Genomic DNA, 19,976 nt, shown 5'->3' on the forward strand with positions numbered 1-19,976 from the left:
AGCTTTGAACAAAAATTCATAAACCCAATTCTAATTTCTGTTAACAGAAATTAGAGATGGGTTATCTTTTTTACGAATAGAATTCCCATAAATGAAATGGTTAAATTATTTTTGATTAAAATTAGAAATACATGGCTTCAGGTTTTTTTGCAATTTTAGATGATGTAGCGGCACTTTTAGATGATGTTGCTGCAATGAGTAAAATAGCCACTAAGAAGACGGCTGGTATTTTAGGTGATGACTTAGCCGTTAATGCAGAAAAAGCATCAGGCTTCGTCTCTCAAAGAGAATTACCGGTATTGTGGGCGATAACGAAAGGGTCGTTGTTGAATAAAATTATTATTCTACCTATCGCATTTTTATTAAGTGCCTTTTTACCCTGGGCAGTTACCGTAGTATTAGTACTTGGTGGCATTTACCTTGCTTTCGAAGGTGCTGAAAAAATTCATGAATTCTTTGTTCCTCATGAGCATGAGCATTTAGCTGCTGAAGCGAAGCCGATGACTAAAGAAGAGATTCTGGAATTGGAGAAAACAAAGGTAAAATCTGCTATAGTAACCGATTTTATATTATCCATTGAAATAGTAATCATTGCTTTAGGTGCTGTGATAAAAGAGCCTTTAGTTACACAAATTGCAGTAGTATCTGTTGTGGCACTGTTAGCTACTGTAGGGGTTTATGGCATTGTAGCCCTAATTGTACGTATGGACGAATTTGGTACGCGATTAATTAACCTGAATGAAGAAGAGAATAGTATCTCTGATAAAATAGGTCGATTCTTTGTTAATGCATTACCAAAAGTAATTAAAGCTTTATCTGTAATTGGGACTATAGCGTTATTGCTAGTTTCGGGCGGAATATTTGTCCATAATATTGATTTCTTTCATCACTTTCTTCCGAATGTTCCTGCTATGTTGGTAGAATTTGTTGTCGGACTTATAGTTGGCTTTGTGGCGCTATTACTGTTTAATGGTATAAAAAAGCTATTTAAAAAGAAGTAATCAATACGCTCTAGCTTCCCCTTTAATGGCATTGTAAATTGTTAGAAATACAATTTTAGCATCTAAGGCAAGCGACCATTTTTCCATATAAAAAATATCATAACGTACCCTATTAACAATATCGGATCGATCGAGAATTTCACCTCTACAGCCTTGAATTTGTGCTAAACCTGTAATACCTGGCTTTATAAAGTGTCGTACCAAATATCTATCTACCGAATTTTCATATTCTTGGGTATGTACCACCATATGTGGTCGAGGGCCAACAACACTCATGTCGCCCTTTAACACGTTGAAAAATTGAGGTAGTTCGTCTATGCTGGTTTTTCTTAAGATTTTACCTAGCCTTGTTACCCTAACATCGTTTTTGGTCGCCATTTGTGTATCGCTAGTAGTGCTCTTGGCCATGGACCTAAACTTGTAGCACCAAAACACCTCTCTATTGACCCCATGGCGTTGCTGTTTGAAAAACAAGGGTCCTTTAGAATCAATTTTCATTAATATATACACTAGTGGTGTTAACCACGACAGCACAAATACAATAGCAAAGCTTGATATTAGAACGTCGAAAATACGTTTAATGAAATTCGAATAATCTAAATCTAAGGGTGATGCCCTTAAGTTTAAAATAGGAACGGCACCATATAACTCTATTGACATAGCGCTAGAGAATAATTCTTTATTATCTGGAATGATCTTTATTCGTTTAAGACTATTATCTGCAATTTTCATTACATACTGTATTTCTGCCTTAGATAGTTTAGAAGCCATACAGTACACTTCTTCAACATTGTTTTCAAAAATATAATTGAAAGAGCTTTCAATATCGCCTAAACAAGATTTGTTGTCAGATTTGGCATTATCAAAATAACCCATGTAAGAATACCCATATTGTGGATTATCAAAAATGCGTTTAAGTTTTGGTAAATTTCTATCTCTACCAATGACAACTACTCTGGTAGTATTGTATCCTCTTTTCCGATATATATTTCGAGCCAAATAGAATAACACTCTAAATAGGGTCAGTAAGGCGCAAATTTGAAGATATGCAAGAAATAAGTAAGGGGTCGAATAAGAATTTAATCCGAAGAAAACAAAGGACGTAAAGTAAACCAAACCATAAATGATAAAAAGCTTCAAGAAACTTTTTAGATTGGTCAAAAAGCCATCGCGTCTCGCAGTAGGATAAAAATTTAAGCTGTAGGTAGTTATTAACCACGCTATATTATAGTATACTACACTGAATATATTTAAGTATGTTTCAGGAGTATATACATACAGCGTAAGGTTGATAATCAAAATATGGACTATCAACGAGATGGGTATAATAAAAAGCGATTTCTTCATTTTAGCTTTTAAAATGGTTGGTTAAAGAGCTAATGATAGGTTATTACATTAGCCAATAGTTTGCAACTATTGGCTAGTTGTAAATTTTGGGGTTGATAGAAATCTAATATTTTAAAGAATGGTTAATTCTTTTTGGTATACCAAGAATATACTTGTTGTACACCTTGTTCTAATGAGATAGTATGTTTCCAGCCAAGGTCATGTAATTTGCTTGGGTCTGTTAACTTTTTCATTGTTCCGTCTGGCTTTTCAGTATTAAAATATAGTTCGCCTTTAAAATCAATAGTTTGCTGTATTAACAAAGCCAAATCTTTAATCGAAATATCAATACCTGTGCCTATATTAATGTGCGTATTTCTAACCTCTTTGTTGTCTTGTGCGTAACAATCTTTAAAATCGCGTTGCTCCATCAAGAAAACACAGGCATCTGCCATGTCTTCGCTCCAAAGAAATTCTCTCATCGGGTTTCCTGTGCCCCATATTTCTAGGTGAACAGTATTATTTTTCATCTTAATACCATACTTATCTAATGCGGTAAGAATATCTTCTTTAGATGAACTTCCAGTAACGCCTTCAATAGGTAAGGCGTTTAAATCTGAAGCGATAACGTCCCAATTGTTATTCTCTAATGCTTTACCTAAATGCATTTTTCTAATTAATGCAGGTAATACATGCGATTTTTCTAAATCGAAATTATCATTAGGTCCGTACAGATTCGTTGGCATTACAGAAATGAAATTGGTGCCGTACTGCAAATTGTAACTCTCGCACATTTTAATACCCGCTATTTTAGCAATAGCATAAGGTTCGTTTGTGTACTCTAAGGTATCTGTCAGTAAATAGTCCTCTTTCATTGGTTGCGGACAATTTTTAGGATAAATACAAGTACTCCCTAAAAAGAGTAATTTCTTAACCCCATGAAGATAACTTTGGTGGATTACATTATTCTGAATCATTAGATTCTCATAAATGAAATCTGCCCTGTACGTATTGTTTGCGACAATACCACCAACTTTCGCAGCAGCAAGGATGACGTATGCTGGTTTCTCAGTTTCAAAAAACTCAGCAACCCTTGTTGGGTTGGTCAAATCTAATTCTTTATGTGTTTTAAAGATTAGATTTGAGTAGCCCTTACTTTCAAGATTTTTAACGATTGCACTGCCAACAAGACCTCGGTGACCTGCGATATATATTTTAGCTTCTTTATTTAACATTTGGTATAATTTACCTACTAATTAGATATATAAATAATTTTTAAATCTTACTCAAAATAATTATAAGTAACGTAGCCACCATCTTTTAAGTACTGATCTTTTTGCATCAATTTAAGATCATTTGTCATCATGTCTTTTACTAACCCCTGTAAATCATATTCCGGAATCCAACCTAATTTAGTATTTGCTTTTGTAGCATCACCAATTAACAATTCAACTTCTGTTGGTCTGAAGTATTTAGGATCAACGGCAAGAATTTCTTTTCCGATTTCTACTTGAATATCAGGATTTGAGCATGATTTCACATATCCTTTCTCTTCAACACCTTCACCTTTAAATTCTAGTTCAATACCCATTTCTGCAAATGCCATTCTTACGAATTCACGAACAGGAGTAGTTTTACCAGTTGCAATTACCCAATCTTCCGCTTCATCAGCTTGAAGAATCATCCACATCATACGAACATAATCTTTGGCATGGCCCCAATCTCGTTGCGCATCTAGGTTACCTAAGTAAATTTTGTCTTGTAAGCCTAAACCAATTCTTGCAGCAGCTCTAGTAATTTTTCTAGTAACAAAAGTTTCTCCTCTAATTGGAGACTCGTGGTTAAACAAAATACCATTACATGCAAACATGTTATATGCTTCTCTGTAGTTTACCGTAATCCAATATGCATACATTTTTGCAACGGCATATGGGCTACGCGGGTAAAACGGAGTAGTTTCTGACTGTGGTACTTCTTGTACTTTACCGTACAACTCTGAAGTAGATGCCTGGTAAATACGTGTTTTTTCAGTTAAACCTAACAAACGAACAGCGTCTAGTATTCTTAAAGTACCTAAACCATCTGCATTACCAGTATATTCTGGAACTTCAAACGATACTTGAACGTGGCTCATTGCCGCTAGGTTATAAATCTCATCTGGTTGAATTTCTTGTATTAATCTAATAAGATTAGTACTATCTGTCATATCACCATAATGAAGTACAAAATTTCTATTCTCAATATGTGGGTCTTGATAAAGATGATCAATTCTGTCTGTATTAAACATAGACGCTCTTCTTTTAAGACCGTGTACTTGATACCCTTTCTTTAATAAAAACTCACTCAAATAGGCGCCGTCCTGACCTGTGACTCCGGTAATTAATGCTACTTTCATACTCTTGTAAAATGGATTTATAAATGTTTTTTTTAATTTAAATTTCTATTTTTAATCAGATTATAGTTTTCGACTATAATCTAATTAATAGCGTAATAATTTACATAAATTAAACGATTGTTTCTTGAATAGTATAACTAGATTAACAAGGCAAAAGTTCAATTTTACCATTAACTAGATAACTATAATAAAAGTTTCAGAAGTCGTTTAAGATGAAGTATACATATTCTTCATCTGATAACTATAGTTAATGGCTGTGTGACAAATTTAGGATATTATTTGGGCATTACAGATCAATGCAAACAAACCTTAGACCAATTAATGATATAATCGTTAAACTGTGTTTTTGATTCATTTTCATAATAGTAATGGTGCGTTATAGAGTGGAAATCTTAATAAAAACCGAGCTATGCTATCAATGATTTAGATAATCATTGGTCGGGATTATGAACAGGTCTTAATTTTTCATGTCGTAGTAAATGGTTGATATCAGTTACAAAGAAATCATCTTGTAGCTATTGCCCTACTTGACATTGTGGTATTTTTTGAGTTTAGCTTAATAACTATATTAATGGATTATTTATGGCAGAAAGGAATATGAATTTGCAGGTAAATATGTGTTGGAAGATTGGATTATACAGCACTTGCTTAAATAAGATAAGACATACCTGAGCAATCATTTTGTAGTTGTCAAATTGTCGTAAATTTTGTTAAATTTTAATAAATTTCGCACAAAAGTGGTGCGGTTATTAATATTTAGCTTAAGTTTATTTCATCAAAGTTTAATATATTTTTCTAGTGTATTAGAAATGTGATTTGGACTTTGATTTATAATTTTTACTGTTTTGCCCCGTTATTTTATCAACTTAAACCACCATACGATGATATCTAACATTTTAAACGGGAAGCTAACATCTTCTTATCAGAAGAAAAAGTTAGTTTCTCTTGAAGATTGCTACATGCACCTTAAGCCTTATTTTAGGTTAAAGAAAAGTACAAAGAGTAACGAGACCGATAATGTATCGGTTCGTAAAAAATCGAAGAGTGCAAAAGTTCAAAATGCATTCAACTCCATTGAGCAAAATCAAATTTTGTATGCCAAAATTATGACCGAAAGGTTGTTGAAAGTTTAGGCGATTATAAGACAACTATGTTTTCTATTTTAAACGAATAGTGCTCAATTGATATGTATACGAAGTGCAGTGGTGAATTTTAAAATTCTCCACTGCACTTTTTGTTTTAAAATTAAATATTATGGCTTACCGAGCGCTACATTTTATGCGAATTGATACTCGTAAATAAGCTCAAAAACTTCCATAATATTTCTGCTTTTTCATCCGATGTAAACACACATCTAATATTCACTACACATCAGCGAAACTAAATTTCTATTCTACCGATTAATAATATATTTATCGCACAATGGTATCATTGTAAATTTTAATCACAGCCATAATGATGTTCGTTTAATTAATTCGACATCTTTAATTTGTTTTTAAATAAGTAGTAAATACTTGATTAAAAGGAATAAAGAAACTTTAAATTATAAGATCTTTGTGACTGTTGGTTCCCCAAAATTTTGAATTGCATTAACCTAATATTAGTAAAGAAGCTTGGAAGTACTGACACATTTTAACCCTTTTGAAGGTCCAGAGATAAAACATATTCTGTACACTACAGATGCGCAAGAAGAGATTTGGTATTCTTGTTATTTTGGTGGTGACGATGCGAATAAAGCATATAACCTTTCGTTAACCATTGAATTTGAAGGTGATTTAGATATTGCCGCCTTACAATGGTCTGTTGACATGTTAATTAGTAGGCATGAAGCTTTACGTTCTGTATTTAGTCCCGATGGAAAATTCATTAATGTATTTGCTTCCATAATCGCAAACTTAGATTTACAAGATTATTCAAGTCTGTCGGCCGAGGAGAAGGCAGCTGCCATAAAAAACTATACCAAGAACATTACTGGTAAAGCGTTTGACCTAACCACAGAACCATTAATTCGATTCGCCGTTCTTAGAACTGAACGGGATAAATTTCAGTTTATAATCACCACGCATCATATTGTTTGTGATGGTTGGTCTTTAGGTATCATCATGCAAGAATTGGGAGCCTTGTATTCTGCAAAGGTCAAAAATGTATCTCATAATCTTCCTGATGCTGTACCGTATACGGAATATGTGGCGCATCAAAATGAAATAAAAGTAAGTCCCGAATTCAATCAAACAGAACAATATTGGTTGACTGTTTTTCAAAACGATATTCCGAAAACTAATCTTCCGACAGATTTTAAACAAATAACGAAGAGAACCTATAACGGTGCACGTATTAACCAGTTATTAGATAAAAGTGTAGTAAAGGGTATTAAGCAAACCGGAATTAAAGGTAATTCTAGTTTGGTATTGACCTTAATGGCTGCTTTTGAAATATTACTGTATAAAATTACCGATCAAGAAGGTATTGTGCTTGGGTTGCCTGTTGCAGGGCAATCATCTATGGGTGCAAAGCATCTTGTAGGGCATTGTGTGAAGTTGTTGCCGATGAAAAGTAATCTAGACATTGACTACAGTTTTATAGACTATTTAAAGAAAAGAAAATCTGCCAATTTTGATGCTTTCGAAAATCAAGAATTGTCTTTTGGTAGTTTATTGAAGAAGCTTAACATTCCTCGAACTCCGGGTAGAGTGCCATTGGTACCGGTAGTTTTTAATGTGGATATGGATTTGGATGATGGTGTTACTTTTGAGGGACTTTCGTATCAATACCATAGTAATGAAAGGGAGTATGAAACTTTCGAATTATTCTTGAATGCCAATGGGTCAAGAGATAATATAGTTTTAGAATGGTCATATAATACCAACTTATTCAAAGAAAGTACCATACATGCTATGGGCGAATCTTTCAATGCGATTTTAAATACATTGATTGAGCAGCCTACTGCTAAACTATCTGAAATACTAAACAGATCGAACGAAGATAGTATTGTAACGGGAGTATCATTAGAATACCCAAATACAACACTTCATGAGTTAGTATATAAGCAGGCGACAAGTACGCCAACAGCAATTGCATTAGAATTTAAAAACGAAAAAGTTACCTATGCAGAGTTGCAAAGAAAAATTAATAGTACCGCTGTTTACTTGTGGGAAAAAGGGATAAGACCAGGAGATACAGTTGCTATTTCATTAGAAAGGTCACCTGAGTTAATTGCAACTTTATTTGCAATTCTTCAATGCGGTGCTAGATATGTGCCGATAGATACCGGCTACCCTGATAATCGTACCTTATTGATGATTTCAGATGCTAAATCGACGTTCTTTATTTGCGATACATCAAAACAGGCGCTAGAACATGGTGTTAAAACGATTTTCATTGAAGAGTTACGTATCAAAGCCAACGAAACTAGTGAAACTATAATTGATGTAAATGTACTTTCTGATGCAGGCGCATACATTATTTACACTTCTGGATCTACAGGTAAGCCAAAGGGAGTTCAGGTAACGCATAATAATGTGATAAACCTGTTGTTTTCAATGGGTAATGAGCCAGGTATTACACCAAATGATAAAATATTCGCAACCACCACTATTTCTTTTGATGCGATGGTGATGGAGATCTTCTTACCATTGGTTCATGGTGCCAGTGTGGTATTGGTTGATGAAGAAACACGAAAAGACGGACACCTTTTATTACAAAAAGCAATTGAAGATAATATTACGGTAATTTGGGGAACGCCAACGATATGGCAAATTTTATTGGACTCTGGCTGGAAAAAACCATTGCATATTAAAGCGCTAATTGGTGGTGAACCGGTTTCTAAATCACTTTCATTAAAGTTGCTAGAAAAGGTTGATGAAGTTTGGAATATTTATGGTCCTACAGAAACCACGGTTTGCTGTATACTCACAAAAATTACAGATCAAAACAATCCGATTACCGTTGGAAAGCCTATCGCAAATACCGATATTTATATTCTAGATGCTCACGGTAAACCGGTGACAGCTGGGGAAGTCGGAGAAATCGTAATTGGTGGCGATGGTGTTACCAAGGGATATTTAGGACAGGAAGAACTTACCAGTGAACGTTTCATAAACAATACGTTTCAAGCGGAAACGTCCACTAAAATGTATTTATCGGGAGATCTTGGTAAACTTTTGCCAAACGGTCAGATTGAATGTTTAGGACGTAAAGATGGGCAAGTGAAAGTTCGCGGACACAGAATTGAACTCGGAGAAATTGAGCATTCTTTAAATAAATTGAAAGGAATTCAGTCAGCTGCTACAGATGTTAGAAATAATGCTTTAAAAGCATATATAGTTTATAATGGTAACGAATGGAATTCTGATGTTGCACTTTGGAAAAAGCAATTAGCAGCGGAGTTACCCGTTTTTATGCTGCCTCATGAATATATTAAATTAGATAAACTGCCAGTAACTATCAACGGTAAATTAGATAGAAAAAGTCTACCAGACGATACGCATATCATCACTACTAAAGAGGAGCATATTCAACCTTTTACCAAGGCTGAAAAATTAGTTTCAGAAGTTTGGAAAGAGTGTTTGTTTATAGATACTATTAATTTAAACGATGATTTCTTTGAATTAGGTGGACATTCGTTAATTGCTGCCAAAGTAATGACTAGGCTAGAAGAAAAATCTGGTCAACGCTTGCCGTTATCTTCTTTGTTTGAATATTCAACGGTTAAAAGTTTAGCTAGTTTATTAAAAATTGAGGAGCATATCGTAACCTGGGATTCTTTAGTGCCCATTCAAAAAAACGGATCCAAAACACCACTATTTATAGTTCACGGTGCAGGGTTAAATATACTTTCTTTTAAAACCTTAAAGCATAATATGGATCCTGATCAGCCTATTTATGCTTTTCAGGCAAAAGGGTTAGATGGTAAAGAAGAATTATTGACTTCTGTAGAAGAAATAGCAGCACATTATAATGAAGCTCTTTTGGCAACACAACCAAAAGGACCTTATAAGTTAGCGGGTTATTCTTCTGGTGGTATTATCGCCTATGAAATGGCAAAACAATTAATGGCAAAAGGGGAAGAGATTTCTGCTTTGGTATTGTTAGATACCTACGCCTATGCCCATTACGGTAAGAGTACCAGTTTAGGCAAAAAGATGGCTTATTTTAATTATTTAGCCAATAAGACCTTGCATGTTTTAAAGCAATTATCTAGTAGAGAAGGCTTTAAATATAGAATTGGAGTCACTAAAGCCAACCTGAAGAAATTGTACTTAAGAGTAAAGAAAGATAAAACTACAGTTTCTAAAACGGATTATGATTGGGAGTATGAAAGCCGAATTATTGAGCACAATAAGGTTGTTGATAGCTATCATTTACAACCATTAGCTATAAAGGTCGACTTATTTAGAATCGAAGATGTTATTGATTATACACACGATAGTGTACATCTTGGCTGGAAATCTTTTGCAGAAAACGGAATTGAGCTACATTATGTACCAGGGGACCACCTGAGTATGTTTTATCCGCCAAACGACAAGGTATTATCTGCATCGCTGCAAAGAGTACTCGATAATAACTAAAGCTTAGAAGTACTGCTAAGAGTTAAATAATAGTAGCGGCTAAAATTTCTTTTTCGCTATAATTGTCAGCACCCATATAGCTTAGATAGTGCTCTGTATTACTGTCTTTTTTGGAGTGATGCCACAAATTAAAGCCTGCATTTTTGAAAAGTAGTTCGTAATTGTGAGAAAATGAACGCTCATAACCATAAGGTTCTGAATGCTTATTAATTTTTAAATCATGATTAATGCCATTGGGTTCAATAGCGATGAAAATGGTATTTCCTAAACGATTTACCTGTTGAAGAAAATCTTGTAGTCTACTTTCAGTAAAGTACTCTAGTACTCCTCTTGAAGTTACAAAGATCATATTTTTGTTCGCATAGGTATTGACCCAATCAAAAGCATCACTAGCCACGAATTCAAGCTGAACGTTCTTTTTGTAAGTTATTCTGTTCTGTGAAATCTGATTTTGATTTAAATCAATACCGACAAATCTTTCGATTTGAGGGAGTTGTTCGCTTAGGTAATTTAAAACCTTACCATTACCTGTTCCTATCTCAACTATAGTATTAAAATCATGGTTTTTACCAGATAATTTCTCCTTCAGTAATTCAAAAATAAAAGAGCATTCTGGTAAGAAATTGTTTTCAAAAGAGTCTGATGTTGCAGCAAAAAAGTTGTCCCCCTGATTTTCCCAATAAGCTTTATGAAATTTAGACAAGGTTTCGTGATCCAAATTTACTTCGACCTTTCTCAAAAGAGATTTACGGATAAACCGTTCAGTTAATGTAATTTTATTTCCATCAGTAATAGTCATGCCGGTTTTAGCAAATTCTTCAGCCTTTTTAGGCATTAGAAAGACAAGTAAATCACCAATAAAAATTATAATTTTACTTTTCATCACAGGGTAAAAAAATAATTGATATGCAATATTAGGTATAAAGTCGATTGTTTTTTTAAAAACGTATAATTCTTAACAGATATTTTTAGTCATTTACCGATGAAATCTGCATATAAACTATGGTTATTTACCCTCATTTTTTAATCTCAATTCAATTTCGAAGAACGTCATTTTTTTATCGATGAAATTTTTGGGAATAAAATAATAATGAGTGGAGTAATTTGCACTATTATTTATTTTAAAATATTGATATTCAAATATTTATGTAATTGTAGTGGCCAAAATACCACTTTTATGCCACTTCTTTGAAATTGAATTGTTTATGATATTTAGTAATTTTACTTGATTGATTATTTGCATTATTTTAGACAGAAATGTGTATTGAGATTGAATTGTACAAAAAACTGTTGGATAAAAATTTTTATGTAATTATAAAGTTATCCATCTAGTGTTTTAAAAGGTTCGTCATTTTCCAATAAAAAATAAGTAAATAGCAACCCCACAAGTCTATATATAATTATCATTTTATAATGGAAGCCAAAAAAGTGAATTTAATAACCGATTCTACCATAGCATATTGGAAGAATATTTTATTAGATGATGTAAAATTACTAGACCTACCAAGTAGAAAGCTAACTGTAAAAAATAGCGTTGATCAAGGTTCTTTGTTACGTACCCAATTTTCTGCTGATGTCACTAGTAAAGTACAAGCCCATGTAGCTGGTGATTCTAACATCGAAGCTTTTTTAATAACAGCGTTAAGTGTGCTTTTACAGCGATACACCAATCAAAATGATATTGCATTCGGTTTAACTGTCGATGATAACGACAATGCTCATAATAGTCTAGCGCTATTTAGAAATAACATAGACCCTACAATAGACTTTACTACTTTAAATAATCAAACAAAAGAGATACTTGCATTACATAAAGCGAATCCATACCCGACCGATAAATTTTTAAAAGATTTTAATCTGGTTAAGGACAATGGTGATAATGTAGTTTTAGATGTTCTATTAGCCATAAATTCTATTATAGATCCGGCTACTATTTCAAATGACAATGATGCTACAGATGCCATTGAATTTATTGGCTCGGTCGATTCTAATTCTAATATCAAGTTTGTATTCAATATTGCTGATGAGCATATTAAATTCGATCTCATTTTCAACGAGAATATTTTTGACAAAGAGTTGATCGAGCAGTTCATGCAGCACTATAAGCATATGGTGCCGCTCTTAATTGAACAATCTTCAACAGCAGTTGGTAGTCTTAATATTCTTTCAGAAAAAGACCAATCTACATTATTGAATGAATTTAATACCCCTTATGCAGCATACCCAAAAGAGAAAACTATTGTTGATCTTTTAAATGAGCAAGCAGTTAAAACTCCGAATAACATAGCGGTAGCTTACGAAGAAAATTCGTTTACCTATGCTGAGCTTCATAAATTATCGAATCAATTTGCCGACTATCTTATACAAAAACATGGCGCCGCTAAAGGTAATTTCGCATGTTTAATATTGGAGCGTAGCGAATGGTTGATCATAAGTATGATCGGTATTATAAAGGCAGGGGCTGTATATGTACCTGTAGATCCAAATTATCCAGAGGAGCGAATCGATTATATTAAAGAAGATAGTAATTGTGATTTTACGGTTGATGCTTCGGTAATAGAAGAATTTAACGCAACTCGTGATTCTTATTCTACTGAAGACATTAAAGACATCAAACTTGAGCCAAATGATTTAATATATATTATTTACACTTCTGGTACTACGGGTAAACCTAAAGGTGTGCAATTAGAGCATAGAAATATTGTAAGTCTGTTCGTTAACGACGATCAGTTCTATGATTTTAATGAGAACGATGTGTGGACCATGTTCCATTCCTATTGTTTTGATTTCTCGGTTTGGGAAATGTACGGGGCATTATTATTTGGGGGCAAGCTAATCATTCCTTCAAAAGAGGTGATTAAAGATCCTTATGAATTCATGTCTTTAGTAATAAAGGAAAAGGTGACGATTTTAAATCAAACACCATCTTCCTTTTTAAACATTATGGGCAGTCTACCTACGGGTGATATCGATTTATACTTGCGATATGTTATTTTTGGCGGTGAAGCACTATTTCCTAAGTATCTAGAAAAATGGTATCGCAAATTCCCAGGAATTCAATTTGTAAATGGGTATGGTATTACAGAAACGACCATATTTACCACTTTTAATATCATTGATGATGAAGATATCAAAACCAATATTTCTAATATTGGTAACTGTATATCAACATTAACTTCTCATGTAGTAAATACCAATAACCAATTGCAACCTATAGGTGTTATTGGTGAATTATATATTTCTGGTCATGGTTTGGCAAGAGGTTATTTGAACAGACCAGAACTTACTGATCAGAAGTTTATTGACAATCCTTTTGAAGATGGAGAAAAAATGTACCGTTCAGGTGATTTAGTAAGAAGACTTTCTGATGGTACTTTAGAATATATTGGTAGAATAGATCACCAAGTTAAGATCCGTGGGCACAGAGTAGAATTAGGGGAAATTGAATCGTCTATTGATGCTATTGCAGGGATAAAACGTACGGTGGTATTGCCGAATATAAATGCAGAAGGTGAAGCCAGGTTGGTTGCCTACCTTTTAGCTGACGGTGAAAAACCCGAAATAAGTAGTATTAAGCAACAACTTTTTGATACCCTACCAGAATTTATGATGCCTACATTTTTTATGTGGGTAGATGAGTTTCCGACGAATTCAAACGGTAAAATCGATAAAGATAAATTACCAGAGCCGGAGTATCTTAGGTCATCATCAGATATAATTTTTAGAAAACCTCGTACTAAGACTGAAAAAGGACTTGCCAGTATTTGGGAAAAAGAACTAAAAGTATCGGGTATAGGTTTAGACGATAACTTCTTTGAAATGGGCGGTACTTCTATTGTAGCACAAAAGGTAGTTAATGCTATCATGAAAACGCTTCAAGTAAGAATACCGGTAACCAAATTATATCAACATACTACTATATCTGCGCTTTCAGAATTTATGGGCGGTGATAAGAAAACAGTGTTGTTTTCTAGTAAGCGAAAAGTAAAAAATAAGTCTAACGATGTTGCCATAATCGGTATGGCAGGTCGGTTTCCTGGTGTAAATACCATTGATGAATTTTGGGATGTCTTAAAAAATGGAAAAGAAACGATTTCATTTTTTACGAAAGAAGAATTAGATCAAAGTATTCCGGCATCTTTACGAAACGATCCTTTATATGTTGCTGCAAGAGGTGTTGTGCCTTCTGCAAGAATGTTTGACGCCCGTTTCTTTGGCTTAACGCCTAAATTGGCAGAAGCTATGGATCCCCAACAACGTCTATTTTTAGAATTGGCTTGGGAAGCCCTTGAAGAATCTGGTCACTTGCCAGAACATTATACAGGTAGAGTAGGAGTTTACGCTGGTACAGGAACAAACACCTATTATAAAAAGAATGTACTGCCAAATAGTGAAGTCGTAGAAAGCATTGGGCAACTGCAGTTAGATACGGTGAACGAGAAAGATTATGTGGCTTCAAGAACTGCGTATCAATTAAATCTAAAAGGTCCGGCAGTTAGTGTGCATTCGGCATGTTCCACATCCTTATTGGCTATTGCCGAAGCCGTAGAATCTATAAGAAACGGTCACTGCGAAGTTGCCCTAGCGGGTGGTTCTAGTATTACCGCTCCTATTAATAGCGGACACCTTTATCAAGAGGGTTCTATGCTAAGTACAGATGGTCATTGTAGACCTTTTGATGCTCAAGCAAGGGGAACTGTTTTTAGTGATGGCGCCGGTGTAATCGTTTTAAAGAATTTAGAGGATGCTAAAAACGACGGAGATGTTATTTATGGTGTTGTCAAAGGTGTAGGTATCAATAACGATGGTGGCGGTAAAGGAAGTTTTACGGCACCAAGTGCAGAAGGTCAAGCGAATGCTATTAAAAGTGCTATCGACGATGCCAATATTTCACCTGATACCATTACCTATGTAGAGGCACATGGCACGGCGACTCCATTAGGTGATCCTATAGAAATAGATGGTCTTAATCTCGCTTTTGGTACGCAATCAAAAAAGAATTTTTGCGGTCTAGGTTCTGTAAAGAGTAATATGGGGCATATGACTGCCGCAGCAGGTGTTGCGGGTGTAATCAAAACAATTTTAGCATTTAATCATAAAGTAATTCCACCTTCTTTAGGTTTTGAGAAACCTAACCCGGTAATTGATTTTGAAAATAGTCCGTTTTACGTCACTAATACATTGATTCCGTGGGAAGTTGAAGGTCCGCGAAGAGCAGGTATCAGTTCATTCGGTGTAGGTGGTACCAATGTACATGTTGTGGTAGAGGAATATGAAATGGAGGCGAAGACTTCAAAATTTCAACGTCCGTTACAATTATTGCCTATTTCTGCAAAAACACAAACTAGTTTAGCCGGATTCGAAACCGTACTTAAAAAACATATCGATGCTAAACCAGATTTGAATTTAGCCGATGTTGCGTATACCTTAAGTACTACTAAAGCTAGTTTTAGCAATCGTAGATTTATTTTAGCGAGTGATACAAAAGACACTTCTGAGTTTTTGATTGATAACGATCTAAAAGCTACACAGTCATCGGTTGTAAAAAACGTTCCGAGTGAGATTGTATTCTTACTGCCTGGTCAGGGTTCCCAGTATTTAAACATGGGTAAAGATTTATATGATGAGGAAAGCATTTTTAGAGAAGCTGTAGATATCTGTGCCGATTTACTGTTAGACACTATAAAGGTAGATATTAGAGAAATCATTTTTCAAGATGCGAATTCTGAAGCGGCAGAAAACAAGTTACGAGATACCCGTTATACACAACCTGCATTATTTACGATAGAATATGCACTTTCACAATTGTGGATGAGCTGGGGAATACAGCCAACTGTATTATGCGGACATAGCTTAGGGGAATTTGTAGGTGCTCATTTAGCCGGAGTATTCAGTTTAGAAGATGCCTTGAAATTAGTTTCAATGCGGGGTGTTTTGGTAAGCGGACTTCCAAAAGGGAGCATGCTTACCGTGAGAATAGACCAAGAATCGTTAGAAAAAATTCTTCCGAAAACATTATCAATTGCAGCTATAAACTCCGTTAAACTTTGTGTAGTATCTGGCGAAGATGATGAAATAAACAAATTCAGTGAGCTTCTAAAAGAGCAGAGCTTAGCATACCGTTTAATTGCTACCAGACATGCCTTTCATTCTTCTATGATGGATCCTATTTTAGAGGAATTTGGTGATGTGGTCAAGAATATCAATTTAAACATTCCTGAATTACCAATAATATCTACCGTTACAGGTACTTGGCTTACGAATGAAGAGGCTGTGGATCCTGTATACTGGACAAACCATTTACGAGATACCGTACGATTTTCAGATGCTATGGATACCATAGTGAAGTTAGAAGATGTGGTGCTGTTAGAAGTGGGTCCGGGTAATACGCTTACCACTTTAAGTCGCCAGAATACAGGTGCAAAAAATATAAAATCTTTGGCTTCTTTACCTATCCCGAAAAACGAAGAGAATTCTTATCACGGGGTATTGAAAGCTTTAGGTCAATTGTGGCTAACTGGTCTTACCATAGATTGGAATGCCTTTTATAAAAACCAAGAAAGGCAAAAACTTAGATTACCAACCTATGTTTTTGACCGCAAACCATGCTGGATTGACCCTGTGGTTTCTATTCCAAAAGAAAGAACCCATTTGAATGCCGATCAGCCCATAACTAGAATAATAGAAAAACCAAAAAGTGCCGCACCAATGAGAAACGTCTCTATTTTAAATAAAATTTCAGAGCTAATTTCAAATTCATACGGAATTGAGCTTGAAGTTGCCGACAAAAACAGCAGCTTTCTAGAATTAGGATTAGATTCTTTAATTCTAACACAAATGGCGATTACCTGTAAAAAAGAATTTAAAATTTCGATTACATTTAGACAGCTTAATGAAGGTATAAACACTCCTGAGCTTCTAGCTAATTACTTAGATAAGAATTTGCCGGCAGAGTTTATGGCGCCACAACCGGTTGCAGAAGCAGCTCCTCAACCAGTTGCCGCTTTTAACCAAGTGCAACAAATTGTTCCTGCTAATTATAATACTTCGGCAACGAACCAAACGGCTATTGGCTTAATAGGTGAGCAGCTTAACTTATTAAGTAGACAACTTCAGTTATTACAAGGTAATGCAGTAGCTCCTGCTCCGCAGCCTGTTGCTGTTCCAAATCCTGCTCCGGCAAAAGTGGTGAATGGGTCTTCTAGTTTAGATTCAAGATCCGAAGAAGAGAAGCTTGAACATAAAAAACCGTTCGGTGCATCACCAAGAATTGAGAAGAAATCAACGGGATTAGATCAAGCGCAATCGCAGTATTTAAAGGATCTTACTATAAAGTACAATACCAAAACTATTGGTAGTAAAAACTATGCTCAAGATAATAGAGCTAAAATGGCGGATCCTAGAGTAGTATCTGGGTTTAAGCCGTTAACCAAAGAATTAGTATATCCGGTTGTAATCGGAAAATCTTCAGGTAATCGACTATGGGATGTAGATGGCAATGAATATATAGATGCCTTAAATGGATTTGGTTCTTGTTTCTTTGGCTATCAGCCAGATTTCATTAAAAAAGCCATGCATGACCAAATTGAATTAGGTTATGAAGTAGGACCACAACACCCTTTAGCAGGTGAGGTTTGTGAACTTTTATGTGAATTTACGGGTCATGATAGAGCTGCCTTGTGTAATACGGGGTCAGAAGCGGTTCTTGGAGCTATGAGAATTGCACGTACGGTTACCGGGCGTTCACTAATTGTGGCATTTACTGGTGCTTACCATGGTATTAATGATGAGGGTATTGTAAGAGGTTCTCAAAAGAAAAAAACGTTTCCGGCTGCTGCAGGTATACTTCCAGAAGCAGTTCAAAATATGTTGATACTTGATTATGGGACAGATGAAAGTTTGCAGATAATAAAAGAGAGAGCTCATGAAATTGCTGGAGTACTTATAGAACCTGTTCAAAGTCGTAGACCAGAGTTTCAACCTATAGAATTTATAAAGAATGTAAGAGAACTAACTACTAAAGAAGAGATTGCTTTTATTTTCGATGAGGTGATTACAGGTTTTAGAATGCACCCAGGTGGTGCTCAGGCATTATTTGATGTCAAGGCAGATTTAGCTACCTATGGTAAAGTTATGGGCGGCGGAGTTTCCATTGGTGCCATTGTAGGTAAAAAAGAATATATGGATGCGCTTGATGGCGGATTTTGGCAATTTGGTGACGATTCTTATCCTGAAGTAGGTGTAACCTATTTTGCAGGTACTTTTGTTCGTCATCCTTTGGCTTTAGCTTCATCAAAGGCTGCCTTACTTCATATGAAAGAACAAGGTCCAAGTTTGCAGGCAAATGTATCTGCTATGACAGAACGCATGGCCAAAAGCTTGAATGATACTTTTACGAAAAGCGGACTCCCAATAGAAATCACTTATTTTGGATCGTTATGGAGATTGAAATTCAAGAAAGACATTCCATATTCAGAATTACTATTTGTTAGTATGCGTGAAAAAGGTATACATATCTGGGATGGTTTCCCTTGTTTCTTGACCACTGCGTATACTAGTGATGATGTTGATTTCTTGATGAAAACCTTGTTGTCTTCAATAGATGAATTGGTGGCTGTAGGAATCCTTACTAAGCAAGGGGTAAACGGTAATCATGTTGCTAGCTCGCAATCATCTTTTGATAAACTAAATACGCCTCCAGTACCTGGTGCACGTTTGGGTAGAGATGAAAAGGGTCAGCCGGCATGGTATGTAGCAGATGCGAGTCAAGAAAGTGGTTATATGAAAATCGATATTTAAAAATAATTATGACCATTTAGATGACACATGTATTGTTTACTTATTTAACCGATGAAGGCAACGATTCTTTTTTTGCCGAGGCAAAGCATCGTTTCTCAAAGGAGTTTGTAAACAAGTTCTCTAAATATAAACGTTGGCAAGATGCAAAATCTACTATACTTGGTAGGTTGCTATTAGCTTACGGATTACAGAATTTGTATCAAGTAGATATAGATACCCTCAAGATGAATTTCTCAAAGGATAAAAAGCCCTTTTTAGAGAATTCATCTATTCAATTCAACATTTCACACTCCAATGATGTAATTGTTTGCGCAATTACATCGGTGGGTGATATAGGTGTTGATGTGGAGAAAATCAGTGATATCAATATTCAAGATTTTAAAGAACAATTCTCTCGGTCAGAATACGAAGCAATCATAAGCTCGTCAAATGTGCTAGAGCAGTTTTATAGATTTTGGACTCAAAAAGAGGCCATTGTTAAGGCAAATGGTTCTGGTTTGCATATACCATTGAATTCATTTGAAATAAATAACCATCAGGCAACAATTGGTAATCAATGTTATTTTTTGAAGGAAATACCTCTCAATCCCCAGTATATATGCAATGTAGCTACTCAAAATATAATATCCGATAGCGTAATTACGTTAACAAATCTCAATACGGAATTGATTACAGATTTTGGGTCATGTAATAACTTTAAATCTTTTTGCTAATAGCGGTGTATGCCTTTTGTGGCCGTTAAAGTGTTTTCGTTTATATTCAATCTGCATAGGCGGCAATTGTGATATGGATGATTTTCTTAATTACGACGATTATATAAACGATGACGTCGGAATTTATAAGTAATCAATTTTTGTTTGGTCTAATTTTGAGCCTTACCATGTACAA

The 19,976-nt window shown here is 34.9% G+C and carries 9 protein-coding genes; 5 read left to right on the top strand and 4 right to left on the bottom strand.

Features of this window, described 5'->3' with window-relative positions:
• Positions 1–131: 131 nt before the first annotated feature.
• The gene (locus ACPF9A_RS12245) at positions 132–1,001 is read left to right on the top strand and encodes a DUF808 domain-containing protein (RefSeq protein WP_423997275.1); all 870 of its coding nucleotides are present in this window, start codon (positions 132–134) and stop codon (positions 999–1,001) included.
• Here the strand turns inward: ACPF9A_RS12245 and ACPF9A_RS12250 are convergent, their stop codons facing one another.
• The 3 genes from ACPF9A_RS12250 to gmd all read right to left on the bottom strand — a co-directional run bounded on the left by ACPF9A_RS12250 (position 1,002) and on the right by gmd (position 4,722).
• Positions 1,002–2,348, bottom strand: a complete 1,347-nt coding sequence (locus ACPF9A_RS12250; protein WP_423997277.1) for an undecaprenyl-phosphate glucose phosphotransferase — start codon at positions 2,346–2,348, stop codon at positions 1,002–1,004. It lies immediately after the preceding gene.
• Positions 2,349–2,470: 122 nt separating this feature from the next.
• Positions 2,471–3,562 carry a GDP-L-fucose synthase family protein gene (locus ACPF9A_RS12255; RefSeq protein ID WP_423997279.1) on the bottom strand — a complete coding sequence of 364 codons (1,092 nt, stop codon included), beginning with the start codon at positions 3,560–3,562 and terminating at the stop codon, positions 2,471–2,473.
• Positions 3,563–3,609: 47 nt separating this feature from the next.
• Positions 3,610–4,722: a GDP-mannose 4,6-dehydratase gene (gene gmd / locus ACPF9A_RS12260; protein WP_423997281.1), complete on the bottom strand. Its 1,113-nt coding sequence runs from the start codon at positions 4,720–4,722 to the stop codon at positions 3,610–3,612.
• Between the two features lie 881 nt (positions 4,723–5,603).
• Here gmd and ACPF9A_RS12265 point away from each other — a divergent pair.
• Entirely contained in the window at positions 5,604–5,855 is a 252-nt protein-coding gene (locus tag ACPF9A_RS12265) for a hypothetical protein (protein ID WP_423997283.1), read from the top strand.
• Positions 5,856–6,335: 480 nt separating this feature from the next.
• Positions 6,336–10,289 carry a non-ribosomal peptide synthetase gene (locus ACPF9A_RS12270; RefSeq protein ID WP_423997285.1) on the top strand — a complete coding sequence of 1,318 codons (3,954 nt, stop codon included), beginning with the start codon at positions 6,336–6,338 and terminating at the stop codon, positions 10,287–10,289.
• Positions 10,290–10,311: 22 nt separating this feature from the next.
• Here the strand turns inward: ACPF9A_RS12270 and ACPF9A_RS12275 are convergent, their stop codons facing one another.
• The gene (locus ACPF9A_RS12275; RefSeq protein ID WP_423997287.1) at positions 10,312–11,172 is read right to left on the bottom strand and encodes a class I SAM-dependent methyltransferase; all 861 of its coding nucleotides are present in this window, start codon (positions 11,170–11,172) and stop codon (positions 10,312–10,314) included.
• Positions 11,173–11,702: 530 nt separating this feature from the next.
• Between ACPF9A_RS12275 and ACPF9A_RS12280 the strand changes: the two genes are divergently transcribed.
• Both ACPF9A_RS12280 and ACPF9A_RS12285 read left to right on the top strand, forming a co-directional pair.
• The gene (locus ACPF9A_RS12280; protein WP_423997289.1) at positions 11,703–19,088 is read left to right on the top strand and encodes an amino acid adenylation domain-containing protein; all 7,386 of its coding nucleotides are present in this window, start codon (positions 11,703–11,705) and stop codon (positions 19,086–19,088) included.
• 20 nt (positions 19,089–19,108) lie between these two features.
• Positions 19,109–19,801 (top strand): 4'-phosphopantetheinyl transferase family protein, encoded by a 693-nt coding sequence (locus ACPF9A_RS12285; RefSeq protein WP_423997291.1) that lies wholly within the window; start codon positions 19,109–19,111, stop codon positions 19,799–19,801.
• The last annotated feature ends 175 nt before the right edge of the window (positions 19,802–19,976 follow it).

Source organism: Maribacter sp. IgM3_T14_3, assembly GCF_049603095.1.
Lineage (GTDB): Bacteria > Bacteroidota > Bacteroidia > Flavobacteriales > Flavobacteriaceae > Maribacter.